The organism is Weissella paramesenteroides (assembly GCF_051903945.1).
GTDB classification, from domain to species: domain Bacteria; phylum Bacillota; class Bacilli; order Lactobacillales; family Lactobacillaceae; genus Weissella; species Weissella paramesenteroides_A.
This window is the reverse complement of record NZ_CP192268.1, coordinates 949,205-968,402: the sequence shown is the minus strand read 5'-3', so window position 1 is coordinate 968,402 and position 19,198 is coordinate 949,205. Positions and strand designations below refer to the sequence as shown.

Annotated in this window: 21 protein-coding genes; 6 read left to right on the top strand and 15 right to left on the bottom strand. The window is 37.0% G+C overall.

Features of this window, described 5'->3' with window-relative positions; genetic code table 11:
- Positions 1-5: 5 nt before the first annotated feature.
- From ACQ4QH_RS04600 to ACQ4QH_RS04570, 7 genes are all read right to left on the bottom strand, one after another.
- A complete protein-coding gene (locus ACQ4QH_RS04600) occupies positions 6-1,127 on the bottom strand; it encodes a TraM recognition domain-containing protein (protein ID WP_439819436.1) in 1,122 nt (373 codons plus the stop codon).
- Between the two features lie 7 nt (positions 1,128-1,134).
- Positions 1,135-3,162, bottom strand: coding sequence for a type IV secretory system conjugative DNA transfer family protein (locus tag ACQ4QH_RS04595; protein ID WP_439819435.1), 2,028 nt, complete (start codon positions 3,160-3,162; stop codon positions 1,135-1,137).
- Complete coding sequence (locus ACQ4QH_RS04590) at positions 3,155-5,044, bottom strand: AAA family ATPase (protein ID WP_439819434.1); 1,890 nt, start codon at positions 5,042-5,044, stop codon at positions 3,155-3,157. Before ACQ4QH_RS04590 ends, ACQ4QH_RS04595 begins: the two co-directional genes overlap by 8 nt.
- A 4-nt stretch (positions 5,045-5,048) precedes the next feature.
- Positions 5,049-5,642 carry a hypothetical protein gene (locus ACQ4QH_RS04585; protein WP_115470467.1) on the bottom strand — a complete coding sequence of 198 codons (594 nt, stop codon included), beginning with the start codon at positions 5,640-5,642 and terminating at the stop codon, positions 5,049-5,051.
- The gene (locus tag ACQ4QH_RS04580; protein WP_439819433.1) at positions 5,639-7,882 is read right to left on the bottom strand and encodes a toprim domain-containing protein; all 2,244 of its coding nucleotides are present in this window, start codon (positions 7,880-7,882) and stop codon (positions 5,639-5,641) included. Before ACQ4QH_RS04580 ends, ACQ4QH_RS04585 begins: the two co-directional genes overlap by 4 nt.
- Positions 7,872-8,120 (bottom strand): hypothetical protein, encoded by a 249-nt coding sequence (locus tag ACQ4QH_RS04575; protein WP_439819432.1) that lies wholly within the window; start codon positions 8,118-8,120, stop codon positions 7,872-7,874. Before ACQ4QH_RS04575 ends, ACQ4QH_RS04580 begins: the two co-directional genes overlap by 11 nt.
- A gap of 191 nt (positions 8,121-8,311) precedes the next feature.
- The gene (locus ACQ4QH_RS04570) at positions 8,312-8,710 is read right to left on the bottom strand and encodes a hypothetical protein (RefSeq protein WP_439819431.1); all 399 of its coding nucleotides are present in this window, start codon (positions 8,708-8,710) and stop codon (positions 8,312-8,314) included.
- A 373-nt stretch (positions 8,711-9,083) separates the two neighbouring features.
- Between ACQ4QH_RS04570 and ACQ4QH_RS04565 the strand changes: the two genes are divergently transcribed.
- The 6 genes from ACQ4QH_RS04565 to ACQ4QH_RS04540 all read left to right on the top strand — a co-directional run bounded on the left by ACQ4QH_RS04565 (position 9,084) and on the right by ACQ4QH_RS04540 (position 11,219).
- Complete coding sequence (locus ACQ4QH_RS04565) at positions 9,084-9,308, top strand: hypothetical protein (protein WP_115470471.1); 225 nt, start codon at positions 9,084-9,086, stop codon at positions 9,306-9,308.
- Between the two features lie 9 nt (positions 9,309-9,317).
- Positions 9,318-9,737 (top strand): hypothetical protein, encoded by a 420-nt coding sequence (locus tag ACQ4QH_RS04560; RefSeq protein ID WP_115470472.1) that lies wholly within the window; start codon positions 9,318-9,320, stop codon positions 9,735-9,737.
- A 12-nt stretch (positions 9,738-9,749) separates the two neighbouring features.
- Positions 9,750-9,935, top strand: coding sequence for a hypothetical protein (locus ACQ4QH_RS04555; protein WP_115470473.1), 186 nt, complete (start codon positions 9,750-9,752; stop codon positions 9,933-9,935).
- A 12-nt stretch (positions 9,936-9,947) separates the two neighbouring features.
- On the top strand, positions 9,948-10,142 hold the full coding sequence (locus ACQ4QH_RS04550; RefSeq protein WP_115470474.1) for a hypothetical protein: 195 nt from the start codon (positions 9,948-9,950) through the stop codon (positions 10,140-10,142).
- Positions 10,143-10,484: 342 nt separating this feature from the next.
- Positions 10,485-10,763 carry a hypothetical protein gene (locus ACQ4QH_RS04545; protein WP_115470475.1) on the top strand — a complete coding sequence of 93 codons (279 nt, stop codon included), beginning with the start codon at positions 10,485-10,487 and terminating at the stop codon, positions 10,761-10,763.
- A 231-nt stretch (positions 10,764-10,994) separates the two neighbouring features.
- Positions 10,995-11,219 carry a hypothetical protein gene (locus tag ACQ4QH_RS04540; RefSeq protein ID WP_147161852.1) on the top strand — a complete coding sequence of 75 codons (225 nt, stop codon included), beginning with the start codon at positions 10,995-10,997 and terminating at the stop codon, positions 11,217-11,219.
- Positions 11,220-11,746: 527 nt separating this feature from the next.
- Here ACQ4QH_RS04540 and ACQ4QH_RS04535 read toward each other — a convergent pair.
- The 8 genes from ACQ4QH_RS04535 to ACQ4QH_RS04500 all read right to left on the bottom strand — a co-directional run bounded on the left by ACQ4QH_RS04535 (position 11,747) and on the right by ACQ4QH_RS04500 (position 19,036).
- The gene (locus tag ACQ4QH_RS04535) at positions 11,747-11,854 is read right to left on the bottom strand and encodes a putative holin-like toxin (RefSeq protein WP_439819430.1); all 108 of its coding nucleotides are present in this window, start codon (positions 11,852-11,854) and stop codon (positions 11,747-11,749) included.
- 210 nt (positions 11,855-12,064) lie between these two features.
- Positions 12,065-12,895 (bottom strand): class A sortase, encoded by an 831-nt coding sequence (locus tag ACQ4QH_RS04530; RefSeq protein WP_439819429.1) that lies wholly within the window; start codon positions 12,893-12,895, stop codon positions 12,065-12,067.
- Positions 12,896-12,972: 77 nt separating this feature from the next.
- Positions 12,973-13,968 carry a sensor histidine kinase gene (locus ACQ4QH_RS04525; protein WP_439819428.1) on the bottom strand — a complete coding sequence of 332 codons (996 nt, stop codon included), beginning with the start codon at positions 13,966-13,968 and terminating at the stop codon, positions 12,973-12,975.
- A gap of 51 nt (positions 13,969-14,019) precedes the next feature.
- Positions 14,020-14,706 (bottom strand): response regulator transcription factor, encoded by a 687-nt coding sequence (locus ACQ4QH_RS04520; RefSeq protein ID WP_439819427.1) that lies wholly within the window; start codon positions 14,704-14,706, stop codon positions 14,020-14,022.
- Positions 14,707-14,782: 76 nt separating this feature from the next.
- Positions 14,783-16,567, bottom strand: a complete 1,785-nt coding sequence (locus ACQ4QH_RS04515; protein WP_439819426.1) for an SSURE domain-containing protein — start codon at positions 16,565-16,567, stop codon at positions 14,783-14,785.
- Between the two features lie 505 nt (positions 16,568-17,072).
- A complete protein-coding gene (locus ACQ4QH_RS04510) occupies positions 17,073-17,165 on the bottom strand; it encodes a putative holin-like toxin (protein WP_279230067.1) in 93 nt (30 codons plus the stop codon).
- Positions 17,166-17,331: 166 nt separating this feature from the next.
- Positions 17,332-17,715 carry a hypothetical protein gene (locus tag ACQ4QH_RS04505; RefSeq protein ID WP_439819425.1) on the bottom strand — a complete coding sequence of 128 codons (384 nt, stop codon included), beginning with the start codon at positions 17,713-17,715 and terminating at the stop codon, positions 17,332-17,334.
- Positions 17,708-19,036 carry a DinB/UmuC family translesion DNA polymerase gene (locus ACQ4QH_RS04500; RefSeq protein WP_439819424.1) on the bottom strand — a complete coding sequence of 443 codons (1,329 nt, stop codon included), beginning with the start codon at positions 19,034-19,036 and terminating at the stop codon, positions 17,708-17,710. The genes ACQ4QH_RS04505 and ACQ4QH_RS04500 overlap by 8 nt, the downstream gene beginning before the upstream one ends.
- Positions 19,037-19,198: the final 162 nt, after the last annotated feature.

The following is a 19,198-nucleotide window of genomic DNA, read 5'->3' as shown; positions in this document are numbered from 1 at the left end:
TCATATTACCCAGCATTTGCTGCCTTGAATTCTTTTACATCCTCTTCTAAGTTAAAGACTTCCTCTTGCTCGTCATTAAATAAATGTAATAATTCCTGACGTGTCTTAATACCAGGCATCTTTCGAACTAATACATGTTCTTTAGCTAGTTTTAGCGCCTTCATCTGTTGTTCTGATAAATCGGTATTATCTTCTAATTCGGCAATGACCAATTCTTCAAACTTTTGTATTACACCCGGATTTGCTAAATCTGTTCCTGTAAGAATAGATGCAGTTGGATCCTTCTCAAATTCTTGTTGCCATAATGTAAAGTCGTCAATTCCAACGTCATCAGGCTCAGAAACAGCTGAATTAGTTTTAGTATCAGTTGACTCTTCTGTATTAAAGATTGTTTGAGATGCTGATTCTAATGTGTTTTTTTCAGGCAGCGTAGCTGCAACATGATTACCGCTTGGTTCAGGTGCTGTCGTCTCCGGGGTTGTCGCTGTGTTTGCTACCGTTGCTGGCTCCTGAAAATTTTCTTCTGCCGGTTGGGTTTCCGGATTAACTTGTGTAGCTAATTGTTGATAATAACCACTGTAATCCTGGAAAATATCTTGATAGCTGAGGCTCTTAGTATTGTTTTTAATCCGTAAGTCTGTTGTGTAGTAATCCAAATGATAACTTTGACCAATTAGATCATGCGCATTTGGCATCAATGTCTTACCAGTATCAAAGATTGGCAGTGGTCGGATACGACGCCATTTCTTATCATTACGTTTAGCAGTACGCATAATGACCATTTCACCATCATTCAACTCTTCAAGTTCCTTAGCAGAAAGTAACGGCATTTTATCAATGGATATTTGTCGATTACCTTTATCTTGTTGTTGCTCACCCATTTGAGAATTAACAATTTCTTTTTGAACTTCAATTTCACCAAGTCGTTCAGAAACAGCCTGGTTAGTATCGCGATCCTTGGTTTGAATATGAAACTGCGTCAACATGTTATTCATAATTTCTTTAGCTTCTGATTCTGAGTATTGCTTAGCAACTTGCACATCATCTTGGACATACATATCAACAATGTGACCATAAGTTAGTCCACGCGTTAAGAAATTATCAAAACCAGGGATTCTTGGAAACATTGAAAACTCATTCAATTTGTAGATAATCTGACGTGTAGATAATCTGACGATCCATCTTACGACGGGTAATTTCTGAGGCAATCTGTGTATTAACTGAAAAGACTTGTCCTAAGAATAGCGAGGCAATCGCGGCATAATTATCGTTGCTTTGAGGTGTCACGATGAATACCGCTTTCGGTGCCTCTGAATAACGTAAGCTAAACGTTGCCTTATTATCAGTCTCTTTACTACCATTAGTTAAATGTTGTTCCAATGGATACGTCACGATTTTTTTAACTGAATGCTTGCTGTGCGGATTAATCTTAATGGTGTGGTTTAAATTACGTTTGACACGTTTTTCACCACTGATTTGTATCCATGAATCCCGTAGATGTTTCGGATTTCCTTTGTCTGCAAAGTGAACTTTGATTAACCACTCATCCGGAAATACTTCATGAAATGGATATTGAATAACACCAGCTCGACTCACCTTGACGGCATCCTGTTCTAGATAACTACCTTTTGCCTCTTTATCTTCACGTTTATATAATTCCACCTTGGCCGTTGTACCTGCGTAACCTGTTGGTACATTGACCTTTAACATTCTGGGGAAACCATAATCGGCAATTTGAATAGTTGACCGTGAGGTAAGTCGTGCGACTGTTTCAGACGCAAATAAGCTTGAACGGCTTTGCAAGGTAAACATAACCGACGACTTCGTATCACCAGTTGCTCCTAGATAAGAACCAGCTTTTAGGATCGCCTCATTAATAATTGGTGGCATCGGATCAAGTTCACGTAACATGTTGAAATATTGGGTTAAACCATCCATGTTTTTATCTTTTGGATCATTAAATTGATTAACTGAATTAATAAATTGCGGGACACCGGCAGGTGTTGCTAGGGTTTGGTCTTGATTTTCAATGGCTAACCACAAGAGAATTAAAATAATTGCTAGTTGCGTATCTTCGGCGGTCTTATCCCAAATATCATTGCCACCTTCCGATGAACTAGAAGAACCAATAATTTGCACGATAACCATTGCCTCATCACGGGCTTTATCAAGTTCACCATCCATTGCATAATTCAAAGCAACTTGAAATGGATTCCATGATTCTGACCAATCAGTATCAGCAATATTTAATAGCTGCACTTCATAACCCGCTTTTTGCAAAGGGATAAATGACATTTTGGCATCTTCGTTTTTCGCATCGGTATCAATAATATTTGGTTGAATTTCTGCACGCCGCATAATATCAATAAAGATATACCCACGACGTTGGTCTTTACCTGAACGCGTGGCACCAGTTGTGATGGCATGTGTTGGCTTAGGATCAATCCAGTAAAAACCAGTAAACCCACCTTCAACTGTTTCCTGTCCTTTGAACCAACGCTTGGTGAACTTCAAATTCATCAGTTTTGGTCGTAATGTTTGATAATAACCGGGAAAGGTTTCACGATTCAATCCTCCAAGTTTTTTACCAATTTGCTTTAACCAAAGGATTGGATGTAATCGAAGAAATTCATAGGAATACCCCGATATATGACTAATTGGTTGTCCGGATGCACCTTTATAAAACTTATTGCGATCTGGAATTAAAACATAAGTACGATCTATTTCTTTTAAGGTTGCCCAACGATTTTGGTTAGTGGTACGATCTCCGAATTTTTGTACCCAGTCATACCAGTTTTTAATCCCTAACCGTAAGAAAATCCCAAAAGCAAGGAGCATGATAATCCAAATAACAAAAGAATTTTCATGTAAGACGCCACCAGTTAAGGTAAATGTTGCGTATTGTTGCAAGTATTCCCAGCTAAACGCCGGTTGGAAGTATACATTGAACATGTTTAATGCCATGTTTCCAAGACCTGAACGAATAATGTACCAAATGACCTCTGATAGGGTTCCTAACAGGATGGCAAAAATTACACCAACCAAGCAATATAATAGAAAAACAATTAATTGAAACCACCAACGACCGCGTAATCTGATTTGGCTACTTTTTTCATAGGCACGCGATTGCTCATAACGATTCCCGAACCATTCTTTACTCATGAATACCTACTTTCTGCGTGTCTAAGTCAACTTGAGTCACCACTGACTGCCAACTACCTTTAGGATGTGTTTCATCTGGTGGCGCTCCCCAAGCACGAAAAACAAATGTATGTCCATTGGCTTGCCCTGTTCGCCGTTCGTTCAAAATAGATTCAGCCATCCTTGCTTGAACGAAATCCATGATGCTATCATCCAACGGACGGACTCCCAAACTCTTTCGATAACCCTTATCAACCAAAAAATCAATTAATGAGTGTGATTCAACTACCTGTTCACCAACATATTCAAGGCTGTCAGAAAAACTAGGGATTAAATTAATCACATCTTGATCACGAAAGATTAAGTGATAACCTTGTCGCTGCGCTCGTTTATCTAAATGACTGAGTTTTAAATCAATAATCTTTTTAACATTTGGTATTTCTAGCGGTTCAAAGATAATAATTGCTCCAATACGACTAATAAATTCTTGTCGTAAGTCAGCTCCTAATAATGCATTTTCAAAGTTCTTACCAAAGGTTTCTTGATGCTGCGAATCACGGCGATAAGCTTCACTTTTTGCTGCCCGCTCAATGATTAATTGATGCCCAATATTCGTTGTCATGACAACGATTAAGTCCTTAAAGTTAATCGTTTGGCCACGTTCATTGGTTAAACGACCATCATCCAAAATTTGTAGCAATAAATCCAACACCATTGGGTCAGCTTTTTCGATCTCATCTAATAACAAAACTGAATAGGGATTAAACTTAACGGCATCTGCCGCCCGTTCCGCAAATCTTGCCATAGACTGCTTAGCAAACTTGAACTCTGACATATCAAAACGAATTAGTTGTCGCTCGTCACCAAAATAATGTGTCGCAATTGCCTTAGCGGTTTCGGTTTTACCAACACCAGGTGTGCCTGCCAGTAGAAATGATAATGGTTTCGTCATATCACCTAAACCAGCCGCACGAACGCGAATACTGGTAACAATCTTCTTTAGAGCGGCATCTTGACCAATTACTTGCGTTTGCATCCGTTCATACAATTGAAATAACCGTTTATCATCCTCTTCGGTTAAGACAGACATGGGGACGTGATACCTTTCGTGGATAATACTTGCAATATCACTCTCCATCATTACCGAATGGTTGTTCATTTTTGATTCAACTAGCGCATTATCTAGTAAGGTAATCGCCTTTTCGGGGAAAAAGTGGGTTGTAATGTAGCGGTCAGAAAAATTAATGATTGTATCTAATGCCTCTTCCGGTACCTCAACACCTGCTGGTAAATCATCGACAATCTGTTTTAAAGTTGCTCGCGTTTGACTTGGTGTAAATTCATCCAGCAGCACTTTATCAAAACGACGTTCCATCGCGTTATCTGACTCAATATATTGACGAAATTCATTATTAGTCGTTGCCCCAATCACTTGAATTTCACCACGACCAATGGCTGGCTTTAAAATATTACCGGCATCCATACCTGAGCCACCCTCAGCACCTGTACCGATCAATTCGTGCATTTCATCAATAAATAATAGAATCTTCGGATTGGCTTTCACTTCATCAACGATATGATGCAAATTTGAGGCAAAGCTACTACCAGCTGTTGATTCCATTAAACTAGCTAACTCTAGAGAAATTACCTGTCGGTCTAATAACGTCCCATGCAAAATATCATCTTGCGTTATGATTCGCTTCACCAATTCCTCGACTAACGCCGTTTTACCAACACCCGCTTCACCCAAAATAGCAGCACTATTCTTTTTATGTTGATTCAAGATGCGCACTAATCGTCCTAATTCAACATCACGTCCAAAGGCACCATATTCATCCGGTTGAGCGCTAATGATTTGATTCAAGTTGGTAGTAAAACGATCTAAATATGGTGTATTGGTCATTTGATTAATCTCCTTCCATTGGTAAATCATTAGCATCGGTGGCAACTTGCGTTCGTGCCGATAATGAGGCACCTTGTGGTTGTGTTTTTGGCTTATAGGCGTTCATATTGGCAATTTCTTCTTCGGTAAATAATTGCTCAATACCTTGTCCTTCTTGCCGTGCTTTAATATTTGCTAATCGTTGCTGCTCTTCTTGATCAACTTCCGCTTGAATATCTTGCATCAATGATTCATCTTGTCGGATGGCCGCTAAACGTTTCTCTAAAGCAGCAGCTTCCTTTTTTGTATCCATAAACTCTTCTCCTTGTAAGTCAAAATCTTGTGTCGTGATTAAAGTGGGAACTAATTCCGCTGGTACCACTTCATCAGCTAAATCAAATACACTGAGTAATTTTATTTGTTCAGGTGTTTGTTTAAAAGTTATTTCATAGTGGTCATTTAGTACGGGGTCACCTGCTGGAAATAATAGGTGATATTGCTCGGCCGTTGCTGGTAATACCAGTAAACCGTCTGCCCGACCGGTTTCAACTGACAACATATATAGCCCATTACCGCGTGCAACTTGAACTAATTTTCCTTGTATTGTCGTGTTGCTCATCTTGTTCGTCCTCTTGTTTCCTCTTGTGCTTGATCTTGTATTGCTTGATTCGTGGCCATTTGTACAGCCGTTGGATGTATATTAGGCGCCACCCGTCTCTCATTGGTTATTGTTTGGCCATCAGATAAGCGGTCTGACAAATAATTAGTGATCGACGTACTCGCTTTGGTCACATCAGCCATTAAATTAGGATTTCTATCTTTCATATCAGCGACTTTTTTAAGTCTTTTCGTCCAATCACTCATGTACTTTTCACTAATATCACCCGGTTCAACACCAATATTTTTTAAAACAACATAACTAGTCATTTCTGCTTGTAATTCCTTCTCAGCAGTTGAGGTATTAGCGTCACTCTGTTGATGCAACGCTGTATGTCCCATTTCATGCGCCAGTGTCGCAATTCGGTCGGTGACTGGTAAATCAGGTCGTAAGACGATACTTCTATCTTCTGGATCCTTACGATTAATGACAGTCGCACCTTTCGCAATACCATTACTTGTCATTGGCTTGTGATCTGCTAAAAATTTCATTGCCCCTTTATCTTGATCAATCACCTTCACATGTTGTTGTTCAGTTGCGTATTCTTTCAACGTGTCATACACCGTTTGTAACTGTTCATCGGATTGATCAGTTGATAAATTAACTGGTCGATTAGGCAGCAATTTGGGTAAATCATCAAGTGAGGCATTTGTTTGTTTAATATCAAACACTGTTTGAATTGGATAATGTTTAATCGACCGCATTTCTAGGTCACCAGTTTTAGCTTGTTGACGCTGCTCTGCGGTTGCATCACGCCAATAAACTTGCTTACCATCTGGCGCGATAATGCTTTGCAAGTTTTTAGGGGCGCCGTATATTTTCATACCTTGTTCGCCCTTATTAACTTGAATGCCCTGTTCGGCAAATTGCTTATATCCCTTCACGATAGTGGCGTCTTGACGTTGCCCATAAATCAGCATCGTGTTTCGTGGTGAATAGTTTTGTCCTTGAGCCACAAAATCTAAATAGTTTTGTACTTCTTTCGGATCATTTTGATAATTCTTCACACGTTGCAAAGCATCTTTGATAATCTCTTCATTTTTTTCACGACTTTTGCCCTTTCGGTCAGTCCGCCGTTGCTCGCGTGCTAATCGTCCTGACTTAGCACTAGCGACTTGTTTTTCATCCTTAACCTTCATGGACTTGTTCGATGGTTGCTTAGCTTGCTTACTGAAAGTCTCTAATGCCTCTAATCGTTTATGACTTTCTTCCATTGTCATTGTTTTAATACCAGGATCATTTGCTTTTAGTTGGTCATTCCAATCTTTTCCTTTGGTTGGTACTTGGCGGATATTTTCCATGCCTTCAAATTGCAAAACACTAAATTGATCAACTGCTTTAAACCCGGCTAAATCATTATCAGTCGCTAGCACCAATTTGTTAGGCAAATGACCGTTCAATTGATTCATACGATCTAATTGTGACAGCACTTTTTGATGATCAGTTCCTGATAATGATAAAAATGTCGCATTTTCATGCGCCAATTCTGGAAAGTGTTGTTGTGCGTACGATAAAGCATCAATTGGTGATTCAAATACTAATAGTTGATCAGCACCATTCCCTGTATGGAAGTTATACCCGTAATTAGAATCTGAGCCAGCGGCAACTTTCTTTTGCGTACCAAGCTTACCATATTTCTCATAATCAATTTCAGTTCCTTGTTGATCTAATCCGACAACTTCGCCTTTTTCATCATGCCAAGGAAATAAGACGGCCGGCTTTTGCCATTCTTTTGTCTGCCGGTCTTGGCGAGGTTTCCCTTGTTTAATAAAATCAGATGCTGTCAAACGCTGCACAAAGGTTTTATCAAAGCCTCGTTCATTCACTAAATAATTTTCAGTATTGTTAGTTGATTGCGAGGTACGCCATCTTTTCCAATTAAATTGATAATTATTTGTTGCGCTTTTTTGCTTATATTTGTCTTGTGCCTGTTCGTCTTGATTATCATAATGATTTTTATAGTCAGACCAGCGCACCCAAGCCTCCTTTGGCGTGACATCTTCATAAGCACTAATAAAATCCCCTAAATCACCGGATAACTGCTTAGAATTCCAAAAAAAGACGTTTTTATCAGTATTAATGATGCAACTATCATGATCCACTAACCGTAAACGATTATGTTCAGTGGTATAATCAATACCTTTATAATCTAAGTATCCTTGGATAGGTAAAGCTTTCATCGCCTCACGATTAATCGTCATTCAACTCACCACCCTCATTGTCAGTTTGTGATTCGATTGGTGAAACTTGCTCGATAAACTTTTCAACATCTACTAAGTCTTCTGTTTGCAAATGTTGTTGTAGCTTTTGCACCAACTCTAACTCCACCTGTTTCTTAAGGTAGGCTACTTCACCTTTAAGTGTTGTCACCTTTTCTTGGGCATTTTCTAATTCGTCCTGTTTCTTTGCTAAACGTGCTGCTAATTTCTTTGATACCATGTGTCAATTCCCCCATTACTTTTTTGTTTTGATTAACTATGGTTATCGTAACTGAATTTAAAAGGCCAATGTAAAAACGCCCCACCCCTTTTATGACCACTAAAATCAAATCTTTAATACAAAAACAAACAAAATAAAACTCCACAAATATTGGATATTTTTCCAATACTTGTGGAGCTATTTTGTTCATATTAACTAGCAATTAACTGTATGGCCTTTTGATAATACTCTTCTGAATAAGCAATAACACATGACAAAATCCACCTGCCCTCATCATCCGTAATATTTGTGGCCAATACTCGACGCAAGTCCTGTACAACTTCTGGAATTGACTTCGGATTATGTTGCTTATCAATATATGCTAATACTTTTCCCTCATTTTTTTGATCATTAGTTAGCTGAATCATTGTTTTTCCTAAATCAAAGGTTTCTTCTGGTTCAACATACACTTGCTCAATATGATTAAATTCATCCGGATCAACTTGATTGCCCTTTTGAATCTCTCTCAAATAAGCTAATTTCCCTTTTGGTGACAGATTATTGTATATTTGATCGTTTTTAAATAAGATAGTTTTTCCCTTCCCAGTCATTAAAAATTCAACTTAATAATGCATCTATGATTCGTATGCTATCGAAATAATAAAATATATTCAAGTCGTTACTATGTACCCCAGTCCCCGCCAGCGGGGGTCTAAGAAGGCCTACGCCTGCCAACCACCTGATGACACTGGGTCTGCCTTATGTGCCTATCATTTATAGCAGGCACCAGTTAGTCCTAAGTCGCCAAGCGACTAAGGATAACTAGGACAAAGTACAAGGGTAAATAGCACGGCTACGCCGCCCTTGTACTTTGTCCCGGTACCTGCAAAAAATTTCCCGTCACAACGACAAACCCAGCGACAACAGGTGGTCGCTGGCAGAAAAATTTTTATAGGTTACCTGGCCTAAGCAAGGAGTTTTAGTATGTCACAAAACACAACCGACCTTTCATTGTCTATTTTTTCATGGCGTGGAGACCGTCCAACACCAGTCCCTTTTCCTGAACATGACGAAAGTTATTCCGACGTTGATTTATCAACCAAAGAAGTTGATGATTTAATTTTTCACTTAATTGTTGCACAAGCTAGAGATGAACAAATCACTATCAGATTAGCTAATGACGAATTTCAAGGTTTTAAATTAGGATAGGAGTTAAAAATGACAAAAACTTATTATGATGATTTTACAAAATTGCCCTTAACAAAAATGGCGCAAGCTATGTCAGATATTACTTATGGTTACCAGGAAACCCAAGTACCAAAGGAGCATTACAAAAAAGCTTTATCAACTGGTTATGAAGAACTGGTTTCCGCCAACGTTAGCGTAAAACTGGTTGAAACCATTTATAACATGTTGAACGGCTTGCAAAAAGAAAGTCCTCGATTGTTCTACCAAGCGCTTGTACTACTTGATATGGGCATTAAGCCAAGTACCATGTCAGCACAACAATACCAAGCCCTAGCGCTAGTATCAGACGACTTTGAACAAAACAAAAAGGCGCACATGTTAAACGCTCAAACATATGAAACCTTTAATGACGTGTTATTAAATGGCACAACCTACCACTTTAACAACTAAGGAGAATTGACCATGAAATGTCGTGTAGTATTTGAAGAGTATCGCAAAAAAGAAGTTGAACTTGAGATGACCCCAGAAATGAATATTGACGACCTAGACGAAAAAGCCATGACAATGTATGACAACGGCGAAATCGTTCTAACCCCCGACGATATGCAATCTGTTCACTTCCATGTTAAAAACGATTTTGAAAGGTAATTAAGGTAATTCATGAAAAAAGATATAATAGTAACTTATGAAGAAACGCTAACACAGACGGTCACGCTAACAGTCGACGACGAAAAAGATATTGATGAACAAGCCCGGCAAGCTTACCTAGACGAAAAAATCGTCCTGGATAGCAACGACTTACAGTATGCTCAATTTGAGATTGAGACACCATTTAGCGACTGGATGACAATCTAAGAACCAGGGGCGCACTGCGCCCTTCTCTGCATACCCCAGTCCCCGCCAAGCGGGGTTCCAATACTACCCCTGTCCCCTAAAACAAGGGGAACAAATGGTTTCACGTTGTTCAACACTGCTCAGTTTACTAACATTTCCTTTTGCCATCCAAACGATAAAACAGCCAGTGACTGCTAAGGACTACGTCCTAAGCAGCACTAGACCAAATAACAAGGGTAAATAACACGGCGTTGCCGCCCTTGTTATTTGGCCCGCCTGTTTAATTGTCCTCCTGTCAAAATGAAATAAACGTTAGTTAATTAAGCAATTGACCAACAGAAAAAATTTAGGAGGTAATAACACATGATTCAAACAAACATCATAACACCCGAAAATACATATCAACTGGTTGTACAACACACAACCAATCAAATAAGTTTTGGTATTTTTACACCGGCTTTTGGTCAGACAACTTTTCGTTTATTCGTGAGCGATTTAGCTACTGCAAATTACTTTACGCAATATTTAGCTGGTATCCTTGCTTTAACTTTTCAAAAACATATGTCGAACGTCAACTTTTTATCTCAATTACAAAAACTAATTAATAAACAACTTGCTAATTGGCAGGTAACGAATCAATAGATTTACCCGTGGGTCATTTCAACAGCTTATTCACAAAAAATGATATAGTGAAAATAACTTAAAAATTATGGAAAGTGGCCGCCTTAAAGATCGCCTTGGCATCCTCCTTGCGTCATAGATTGATGCGATAAACTATACTAATGAACTACTGCAAATTGCCAGGAATCCTAACTACGACATACAGTTAGGATACATATATCTTTAGAACCCCCATGAAAGGAGGCAACATATATGATTAGTTTTATTATTGTAATTGGTAGTTATATAGCCGGATTATTAATCGGTTTGATATATCGAATAGCTGTTTGGTGTGTATTGATTCCTTTGGAATTGATTTGGTGGTTAATCAAAAAGATTGGTGTCGACTTAATCTGTGCCATTGCCTTCTGTATTGGGTACATTTGGAGTTATATCCGAAATCGGTGGCAAAATTACCAAGCACAAAAGTCAGTATAAAAGTATCCAAAAAAGGAGCCAACAAATGAAATTAACCAACGATCAGCAAAAAGAACAAGATAAGTATGATAAATCAAAAGATGAAAATATCGAAACTTTACTTGAATAACTTGGTAAAGCAACCCAATCCCTGCCTAAAAAAGAAGTTTCCCAAAGAGATCTAACAAAAATGATTCAAAACAATGAATAGTAAAACAATTGGTCTAGATTGTGAAATTTACAAGGATAACTACTTTGTGAAAGAACAAAATCAACTAAAAATTAGTTTGTGAATTTGTCTTAGTGAGCAAGCATCGATCAAGCCCGCCAAATCAACAACTAATTATAATCGGTCTTATGTCAACTAAGATTGGTCTAGGTTCATAATCTTAGTTATTTAGTTAATTAATTAATTCATGCTATAATCTGATGGTAAACGAAAAGCCCCGTGCTGGTAACACGGAGCCTGGGCTACTTCAACGGTGGCTGAGTTAATATAAAGTAAAGCCGCCTGACTCGTCAAAGTTAAGGGCGGTTTTTAATTTGTCTTACTTCTTGTGGTGATCGTAGCTATACGTCAACAATGCCAACAAGAAGCTTCCAAACAGTATTATTAAAGATACTGCCTGGAAATAAGTGTTTAAGTCTACGAACACTTGTTTATCGGCACTAACCCCTTTTCAGAAAGATTACCTATCGACTTTTAACTCATGAAACATGAAGCAGATTACAAACACTGATATTATCAAGTTTGCAACCTACATTTTATATTACCTATTTGATAAAAGCATAAGGTTGCATTTAACTATAAATCTCAAATCACAAATTTTTAGATATCCACTAATACTAATTCCTCTTGCATTTAATTATTCACTTGCTTTTGTACCACCGGCATTACCATTAGCACCTTCTTCAATACCTGGATTGTACCAATCGACATGTGCATTGGTTTTTTGCTTTGTTAAATCAAAGTATGAAACAACCCTACTAGGCGCTTTTGCCCATGTATAATCTTTTTTCAAATATCCTGTAGTAATAATACGATATGACGTGCTAGGAAATAGACAGGTAATTATTGTCACTTGTGCACGTTTTGTAGGATTAAGGACATTCACATCATTAGCTTTAACCAATCTTTGTTGCTTAATCCGATATTCATAAATACCATCTTTATTAGCTAAGTAAATCGCTTTATGATTCAACCAGTTATTTGTTTGCTGCTGCCCATTTACCAAGTATGGTGCATCATTTTGATAATTCTGCTGTAATCCACTAAAACCAGTTAACCCATCATCAAAGTTATGGCTTGCTAATCCATAATTACCCTGCCCCATCACTGGTACCTGCTTACCAGTTGGATCGACTTGACTACGATTTGCGTAATTGGCACCTGCTTGCAGTCCTTTTTCTGAATAGGCATCGTTAAAAATTGGTTCGAGGATACCTACGGTAGGAATACTAACATATCCCTGTTTTTTCAATCCAGTTTGTGTTTCACGCATTAGTCGTTGTCTAACTTGATTACGCTCGTTCAAACGAATTTTCTTATGACTATCAATTTTCACTTTCTGTGTTCGAATAGTTTGAACTGCCTTATTGTGGATATCAAACCAATCTTGCTGATAACAGATATAACTAACGCTACATAACACAATGATCGTTAAAATGATTTGAAAAATTTTTTTTGCCGTTTTCATTTTTCATTACCTTTCCATACATTTCAATTAAATTTAATTCTAAAAGGTAACAATAAATTATAAGAATATCAACTTGCTTATTCAATGGGGAAACTAATTGGAATATCTACAGAGAAAGTACTTCCTTTATTTTCTTCGCTTTTTACGGAAATGCGGCCTCCCAATTGTTCAACAAGTTCTTTAGCAATGTATAAGCCCAGTCCGTGTCCTCCGGTTTGTGAATTTCGGGATTCATCAACACGGTATAAACGTTGAAATATGTTATCAATGTCTTTTGGAGGTATTCCTTTACCATGATCTGTAATCTTAAAAGTAAATAAATTCCTTTTTAAGATTGTATCAATTCTTATTTTCGTTCCTTTATCTGAATACTTTAGTGCGTTATTAACCAGATTAAAAAGTATCCGATATAATTTATCCTTTTCCGTATATATATTAGCATTTTCAGGAATAATGTTGACTTCAACATTTCGATGTTCATTTTCTAATTGAAATTGAAATTCAGATAAAAGTTCAATTATTAGTTGATCTACGTATACTTCAATCACATTTGTAATTGGTCCATTATGCTCTTTATTATTTGAAACATAACTTAATTCCTCGACTAATGAATTTAATCGATCAGTTTGGTGGTTCATTGTATTCAAATAGAATCCAACTTCTTCTTTGGGAATAATCCCATCAGTAATAGCTTCAATTGTTGATTTTATTGATGTAATAGGCGTCTTAATATCATGTGATAACTGGCCAATCATTATATTTTTTTCATATTCACTTGCGTGTAAGGTTTCAAATGTATCCTTTAGTTTAAGTGACATATGATTAATATCATCTGAAAGTTCTTTAAATTCTAAAGGATAATGAATATCACTAATCACAGCAAATTCACTATTAGAGATACTCTTTGTTTGATTACGTAAGCTATTTAATGATTTAAATATTGGCCTTAGTAGCAACAAATTAATAACTACGCCCAACAGGCTTGCAGATAAAGTTGCAAAAACAATTAAATATCCTTCTTTTTTATCAATTAACATATAGTTAACAGCAATAAATGTAACAACTGTTGTCAAAATTATGGACACCAGATAGCCTGAAATTATTATATTTTTTAATTTGATAAATTATTCCTCCATTTTGTATCCTAAACCCCAAACCGTATTTATTTTAGGTGTAGATTCAGATCCATTTTCTAATAACTTTGTTCGTAAGTCATGAATATGAACATTTAACGTATTTGAATCTATATTCTCTCGATAATCTTCATGCCAAACTTTCTGATATAATTCGGATTTTGAAAAAGCATGATTAGAATCACTTATTAATATCCATAGCAATTCAAATTCTTTAACTGTCAACTCAAGGCGGTGACCATTAATCTCGGCTTCGTGTGCATGATAATTTATTTTTAAATTACCTAATATAGTAAATTCATTGTTACCTTCATTTACTCTTCTCAATATATTTGTTACACGTAGGACTAATTCACGGGGACTAAATGGTTTAACAATATAGTCATCAGCACCTAAACTTAAAGAAAAGATTTTATCTTGATCAGATGATTTTGCTGTAATAAAAAGAAAAGCTTGTTTTTCACTCATTAATTGAATTTCATCAATTAACTCATACCCATCCATTTCTGGCATCATTATATCTGTAATAATTAAATCAAAGCTTTGCTTACGAAATTTATCTAACGCCTCTTTTCCATTGTATACAACAGTTACATTGTAGCCAGCTCGTGTAAGATATTTCATATTAATTTCTGCAATTTCAAACTCATCATCAACTAATAAGATATTTGCTTTCATAACAATAATAACCTCCTCTAAAAATAGCACCATACTTAATGAGTATGGTGCTATTTCTTACTAAACTAAAATATAATTACTTTGCTTTATTTTTACGCGTCATTATCAGTCCAAATAATGAAAAGATTGATAATAACAATGTCCCTAGAAGAACTAATGGCTTACTTTCATTAACACCAGTACTTGGTAACATGGCAGCCTCTTTCATTTTCATATCTGAAGTGGCTGAATCTTTTGAATTCATCATACCACTATTTGCATCTGAAGTGGCTGAATCTTTTGAATTCATCGTACTATTATTCATATCTGGATTTTTTGAATCCATTATATTGTTTGAACTAGACCCATCTTTCTTATCACCAATAGCAATTTTAACATCATCTTTAACTGCAACTGTATGTGTTAAGTCAGGTTTCCCATCTGCGCCTGCTTTATAAATCTTAACAGTAGCACCGTACGTCTTCGCTCCATTTGCACTCAATTTATCAATAAGTGCTTGTCCTTGTAGTCCAGATAGATCACCTGCTAAATCAACTTCATAAAAGTACTGACCATCCTCCAATCCACTTACCGGCAGTAAGGCTTGATTCATAGCAGTACCATTATTTGACCAAGGAGACATTTGCGCATCTTTTAATAATAAGCGAGTCAACATACCATCACCACCAAACGATTCAAAGGGAATCACTTGGTTTACACCAGCGGTAAATGGCCCATCACCCTTGGCTTGTTTAACGTAGTCAGATGGGATCATAACATTATTTTGAATATTTTGCACTAATTTTGAATCTGATTTATCATTTTCGTCATCATCGACAGCAATTTTAACATCACTTTTAACTGCAATTGTATGTGTTAAGTCGGGTTTCCCATCTGCGCCTGCTTTATAAATCCTAACAGTAGCACCGTACGTCTTCGCTCCATTTGCACTCAATTTATCAATAAGTGCTTGTCCTTGTAGCCTAGATAGATCACCTGCTAAATCAACTTCATAAAAGTACTGACCATCCTCCAATCCACTTACCGGCAGTAAGGCTTGATTCATAGCAGTACCATTATTTGACCAAGGAGACATTTGCGCATCTTTTAATAATAAGCGAGTCAACATACCATCACCACCAAACGATTCAAAGGGAATCACTTGGTTTACACCAGCGGTAAATGGCCCATCACCCTTGGCTTGTTTAACGTAGTCAGATGGGATCATAACATTATTTTGAATATTTTGCACTAATTTTGAATCTGATTTATCATTTTCGTCATCATCGACAGCAATTTTAACATCACTTTTAACTGCAATTGTATGTGTTAAGTCGGGTTTCCCATCTGCGCCTGCTTTATAAATCTTAACAGTAGCACCGTACGTCTTCGCTCCATTTGCACTCAATTTATCAATAAGTGCTTGTCCTTGTAGCCCAGATAGATCACCTGCTAAATCAACTTCATAAAAGTACTGACCATCCTCCAATCCACTTACCGGCAGTAAGGCTTGATTCATAGCAGTACCATTATTTGACCAAGGAGACATTTGCGCATCTTTTAATAATAAGCGAGTCAACATACCATCACCACCAAACGATTCAAAGGGAATCACTTGGTTTACACCAGCGGTAAATGGCCCATCATCCTTGGCTTGTTTAACGTAATCAGCTGGGATCGTAATATTATTTTGAATATTTTGAACTAATTTATCATTTGTGCTCTTCATAGACATTGCTGTCTCTTTATTGACATTTCCATCCGCATGTATATTATCAACTGAAGTATTTATTCCAATAGCTAGGGAAGAAGCAATAATTGAACTGAATATCCATATCTTCCCAGCTTTATACATTTTATAATTTTTTTTTGTACTTTCCATAATACATACCTCGAATCGTATTTATTTAACAACATATTATTTTCTCTATGTCACCTATAATATAGGAGTGCTATTAAATAACGATAATCAAATTCTTAATTAAACATTAATTAAACATTAGTTCAATACGGACGTTAAATTATTCATAGACAATTGTCACAATTCTATCAAATTCATTTTTTTCTTTTGACGTTTTAACATTCCTTTGTAGACGATCTTCACTAAAAATTATCTGACCTTTCTTAAATAGTTTTCATTTTTATCCAGTACAAGCAACGGTTATATCATTAGTAGTGTTAATATTTGATACACATGTCTCCTTTATGGACATAATTACTTAATTTAAGTAGTTTTTAGCAAAAAAATAGATAGCATGGTATAATCGTTTATATAGAAAAAGCCCCGTGCTGGTAACACGGAGCCAGGGCTACTTCAACGGTGGCTGTTATAAAAAGTATTTTAAACCGCCTGACTCGCTAAAGTTAAGGGCGGTTTTTAATTTGTCTTACTTCTTGTGGTGATTATCGATATACGTCAACAATGCCAACAAGAAGCTTCCGAACAGTATCATCAAGGATACTGCTTGGAAAACAGACATGTCTAGCTAATCCTCCTTTCGTTAGATTTTGAAGTCTACGAACACTCGTTCATAGGCACCAACCCCTTTCGGAAAGATTAGCCACCGCCTTATAACCCATGAATATATTCTAACATAAAGCCAGTCACAAATGCCGATATTATCAGGTTTGTGACCGGCTTTTTCATTATTTAATTGCTAAAATATCTGTTATTGGAAAGCTCTGCGTATTATTGGAAAGTACCACATTATCTCCCTGAAAGCCCATGACTTTGCCATGATAAAACGGACTCGCAAGACCACTAGTCGTATGATTGCGTAATTGGATTGTCACCGGGAATCGTTGGTCAAAGGCTTTCATCAGATATTGACTAATGACTTCTTGCGACATTTCCGGTTGATCTTGTCGTTCTCGATTAATAGCTCTTTTTTGGGAATATTTGCCCACATCTTCGGTGTGATCACTCAAAAAGTACCCTTGCCATTTCACCATGCCTCGATCATGATAATCATTGCGAAAAAAACGCTCTGCTCGGACTAATTGATTCGTTAACTCATCTTGATCAGCCATACGCGTTTCCTCCATTATGACCACCCACTAAACCAGCTCGTTGAATCATCGTGCCCCCTTGACTTAGCGAGGAGAGCTTGACTAAGCTCGTCACACCAAATTTCTGCCGAATCTCATCAATCACTTGGTCAATCTTTGATGCATTTAATTGTTGCTTGACTGGTGTGAGTAAGTCTAGTTGATCATAACCTGCCGGTTGTAGTTTACCTGCAGCAACTCCTAAGTTACGCACGTTGCCGCCCTCAAAGTGAGCATCAAATAGTTTAATTAACGCACTTGAAATAATGTTAGATTGATTCGAAGGGACAATTTTAGTTTGCACATGAAAGCCATGACTATGTTTCATTTCACTAGTCGCATACGAATACCCGACAAATAATGAAATCGTGCCGGCTGCTTCATTTTTAGCTCGTAGCCTTGCTGCCACCTGTTCACCAATCTCCCGAATAACCACCTTAATCTCATCAACTCGGTTATAATCGCGTGGTAAAACTTGGCTATTAGAAACATTGCCATCTTTAATATGATGCCGATGTCGCAAAATACTACGATCAACACCCCATGCTAAAGCAAATAATTCTTCACCGCGTACACCTAACTTTTGTTTCAAATAATAGGGATCTGCTAATGCTAAATCACGCATTGAGAGAATGCCTAATCGCATTAAACTCTTCGCCGTTCGTTTACCAATACTCCAAACATCGTCTAACTTAGTAATTGACCAAAGATGTTTAGGAATTGTTTCAAAATGCCATTCGCCGATTAAATTAAAATCATGTTTTGCCTGAATATCTAACGCCAATTTTGCCATCACTGGCGTATCACCAATCCCTACCGTCAGATATAAACCAAGGGTTTGTTTCACTTTTAATTGAATAATGCGGGCAAGTTTCTTTAAAGTCAGATCTTTGCCATAGACAAATTTCAAATATTCCCATGTATCAGTAACATCTAAGATGCTTTCATCAATGGAATATAAATGCAGATCCTCCTCGGCTACAAATTGCCTGAAAATATCATTAACTTTCTTATTCATCGCAATATATCGATTCATCCGTGGCTGGACAATTAATAGCTGATCATCAAATGGTACATCACGTTGACGCATCACATTTTTAACACCCAATTCTTTTTTTGCCCGTGGTGACGCTGCTAAAACCAACCCACCATTGGTATTTTCCTGTTGACTCATCACGATTAATAATGTAGTCAGCGGATTTAAGCCCCTATCAACACTCTCAACACTGGCATAAAAGCTTTTAGAATCAATGACCATCACTTTTCGTCTGGGTTCATTGCTTGTCACTTGTTGTACATCCATCACAACACCTCATTAGATAATTTATTATTTCCTAACAAAGTTAGTTTAAACCTAATGAATAAGTTATGCAATATTATTCCACTCTCACTAGAGATAAAACATATAAAAAAAGTTGTCACTTTCCTTAAGGGAATGACAACTTTTATTCGTTTTATAAGTGAT

Coding starts and splice junctions, on each gene's coding strand:
- ACQ4QH_RS04575 (WP_439819432.1), bottom strand. CDS start 8,120: ATGGTATCAAAGAAATTAGCAGCACGTTTAGCAAAGAAACAGGACGAA.
- ACQ4QH_RS04540 (WP_147161852.1), top strand. CDS start 10,995: ATGATTAGTTTTATTATTGTAATTGGTAGTTATATAGCCGGATTATTA.
- ACQ4QH_RS04510 (WP_279230067.1), bottom strand. CDS start 17,165: ATGTCTGTTTTCCAAGCAGTATCCTTGATGATACTGTTCGGAAGCTTC.
- ACQ4QH_RS04570 (WP_439819431.1), bottom strand. CDS start 8,710: ATGACTGGGAAGGGAAAAACTATCTTATTTAAAAACGATCAAATATAC.
- ACQ4QH_RS04600 (WP_439819436.1), bottom strand. CDS start 1,127: ATGTTTCCAAGAATCCCTGGTTTTGATAATTTCTTAACGCGTGGACTA.
- ACQ4QH_RS04560 (WP_115470472.1), top strand. CDS start 9,318: ATGACAAAAACTTATTATGATGATTTTACAAAATTGCCCTTAACAAAA.
- ACQ4QH_RS04595 (WP_439819435.1), bottom strand. CDS start 3,162: ATGAGTAAAGAATGGTTCGGGAATCGTTATGAGCAATCGCGTGCCTAT.
- ACQ4QH_RS04500 (WP_439819424.1), bottom strand. CDS start 19,036: ATGGATGTACAACAAGTGACAAGCAATGAACCCAGACGAAAAGTGATG.
- ACQ4QH_RS04565 (WP_115470471.1), top strand. CDS start 9,084: ATGTCACAAAACACAACCGACCTTTCATTGTCTATTTTTTCATGGCGT.
- ACQ4QH_RS04585 (WP_115470467.1), bottom strand. CDS start 5,642: ATGAGCAACACGACAATACAAGGAAAATTAGTTCAAGTTGCACGCGGT.
- ACQ4QH_RS04555 (WP_115470473.1), top strand. CDS start 9,750: ATGAAATGTCGTGTAGTATTTGAAGAGTATCGCAAAAAAGAAGTTGAA.
- ACQ4QH_RS04515 (WP_439819426.1), bottom strand. CDS start 16,567: ATGGAAAGTACAAAAAAAAATTATAAAATGTATAAAGCTGGGAAGATA.
- ACQ4QH_RS04505 (WP_439819425.1), bottom strand. CDS start 17,715: ATGGCTGATCAAGATGAGTTAACGAATCAATTAGTCCGAGCAGAGCGT.
- ACQ4QH_RS04590 (WP_439819434.1), bottom strand. CDS start 5,044: ATGACCAATACACCATATTTAGATCGTTTTACTACCAACTTGAATCAA.
- ACQ4QH_RS04530 (WP_439819429.1), bottom strand. CDS start 12,895: ATGAAAACGGCAAAAAAAATTTTTCAAATCATTTTAACGATCATTGTG.
- ACQ4QH_RS04520 (WP_439819427.1), bottom strand. CDS start 14,706: ATGAAAGCAAATATCTTATTAGTTGATGATGAGTTTGAAATTGCAGAA.
- ACQ4QH_RS04545 (WP_115470475.1), top strand. CDS start 10,485: ATGATTCAAACAAACATCATAACACCCGAAAATACATATCAACTGGTT.
- ACQ4QH_RS04550 (WP_115470474.1), top strand. CDS start 9,948: ATGAAAAAAGATATAATAGTAACTTATGAAGAAACGCTAACACAGACG.
- ACQ4QH_RS04580 (WP_439819433.1), bottom strand. CDS start 7,882: ATGACGATTAATCGTGAGGCGATGAAAGCTTTACCTATCCAAGGATAC.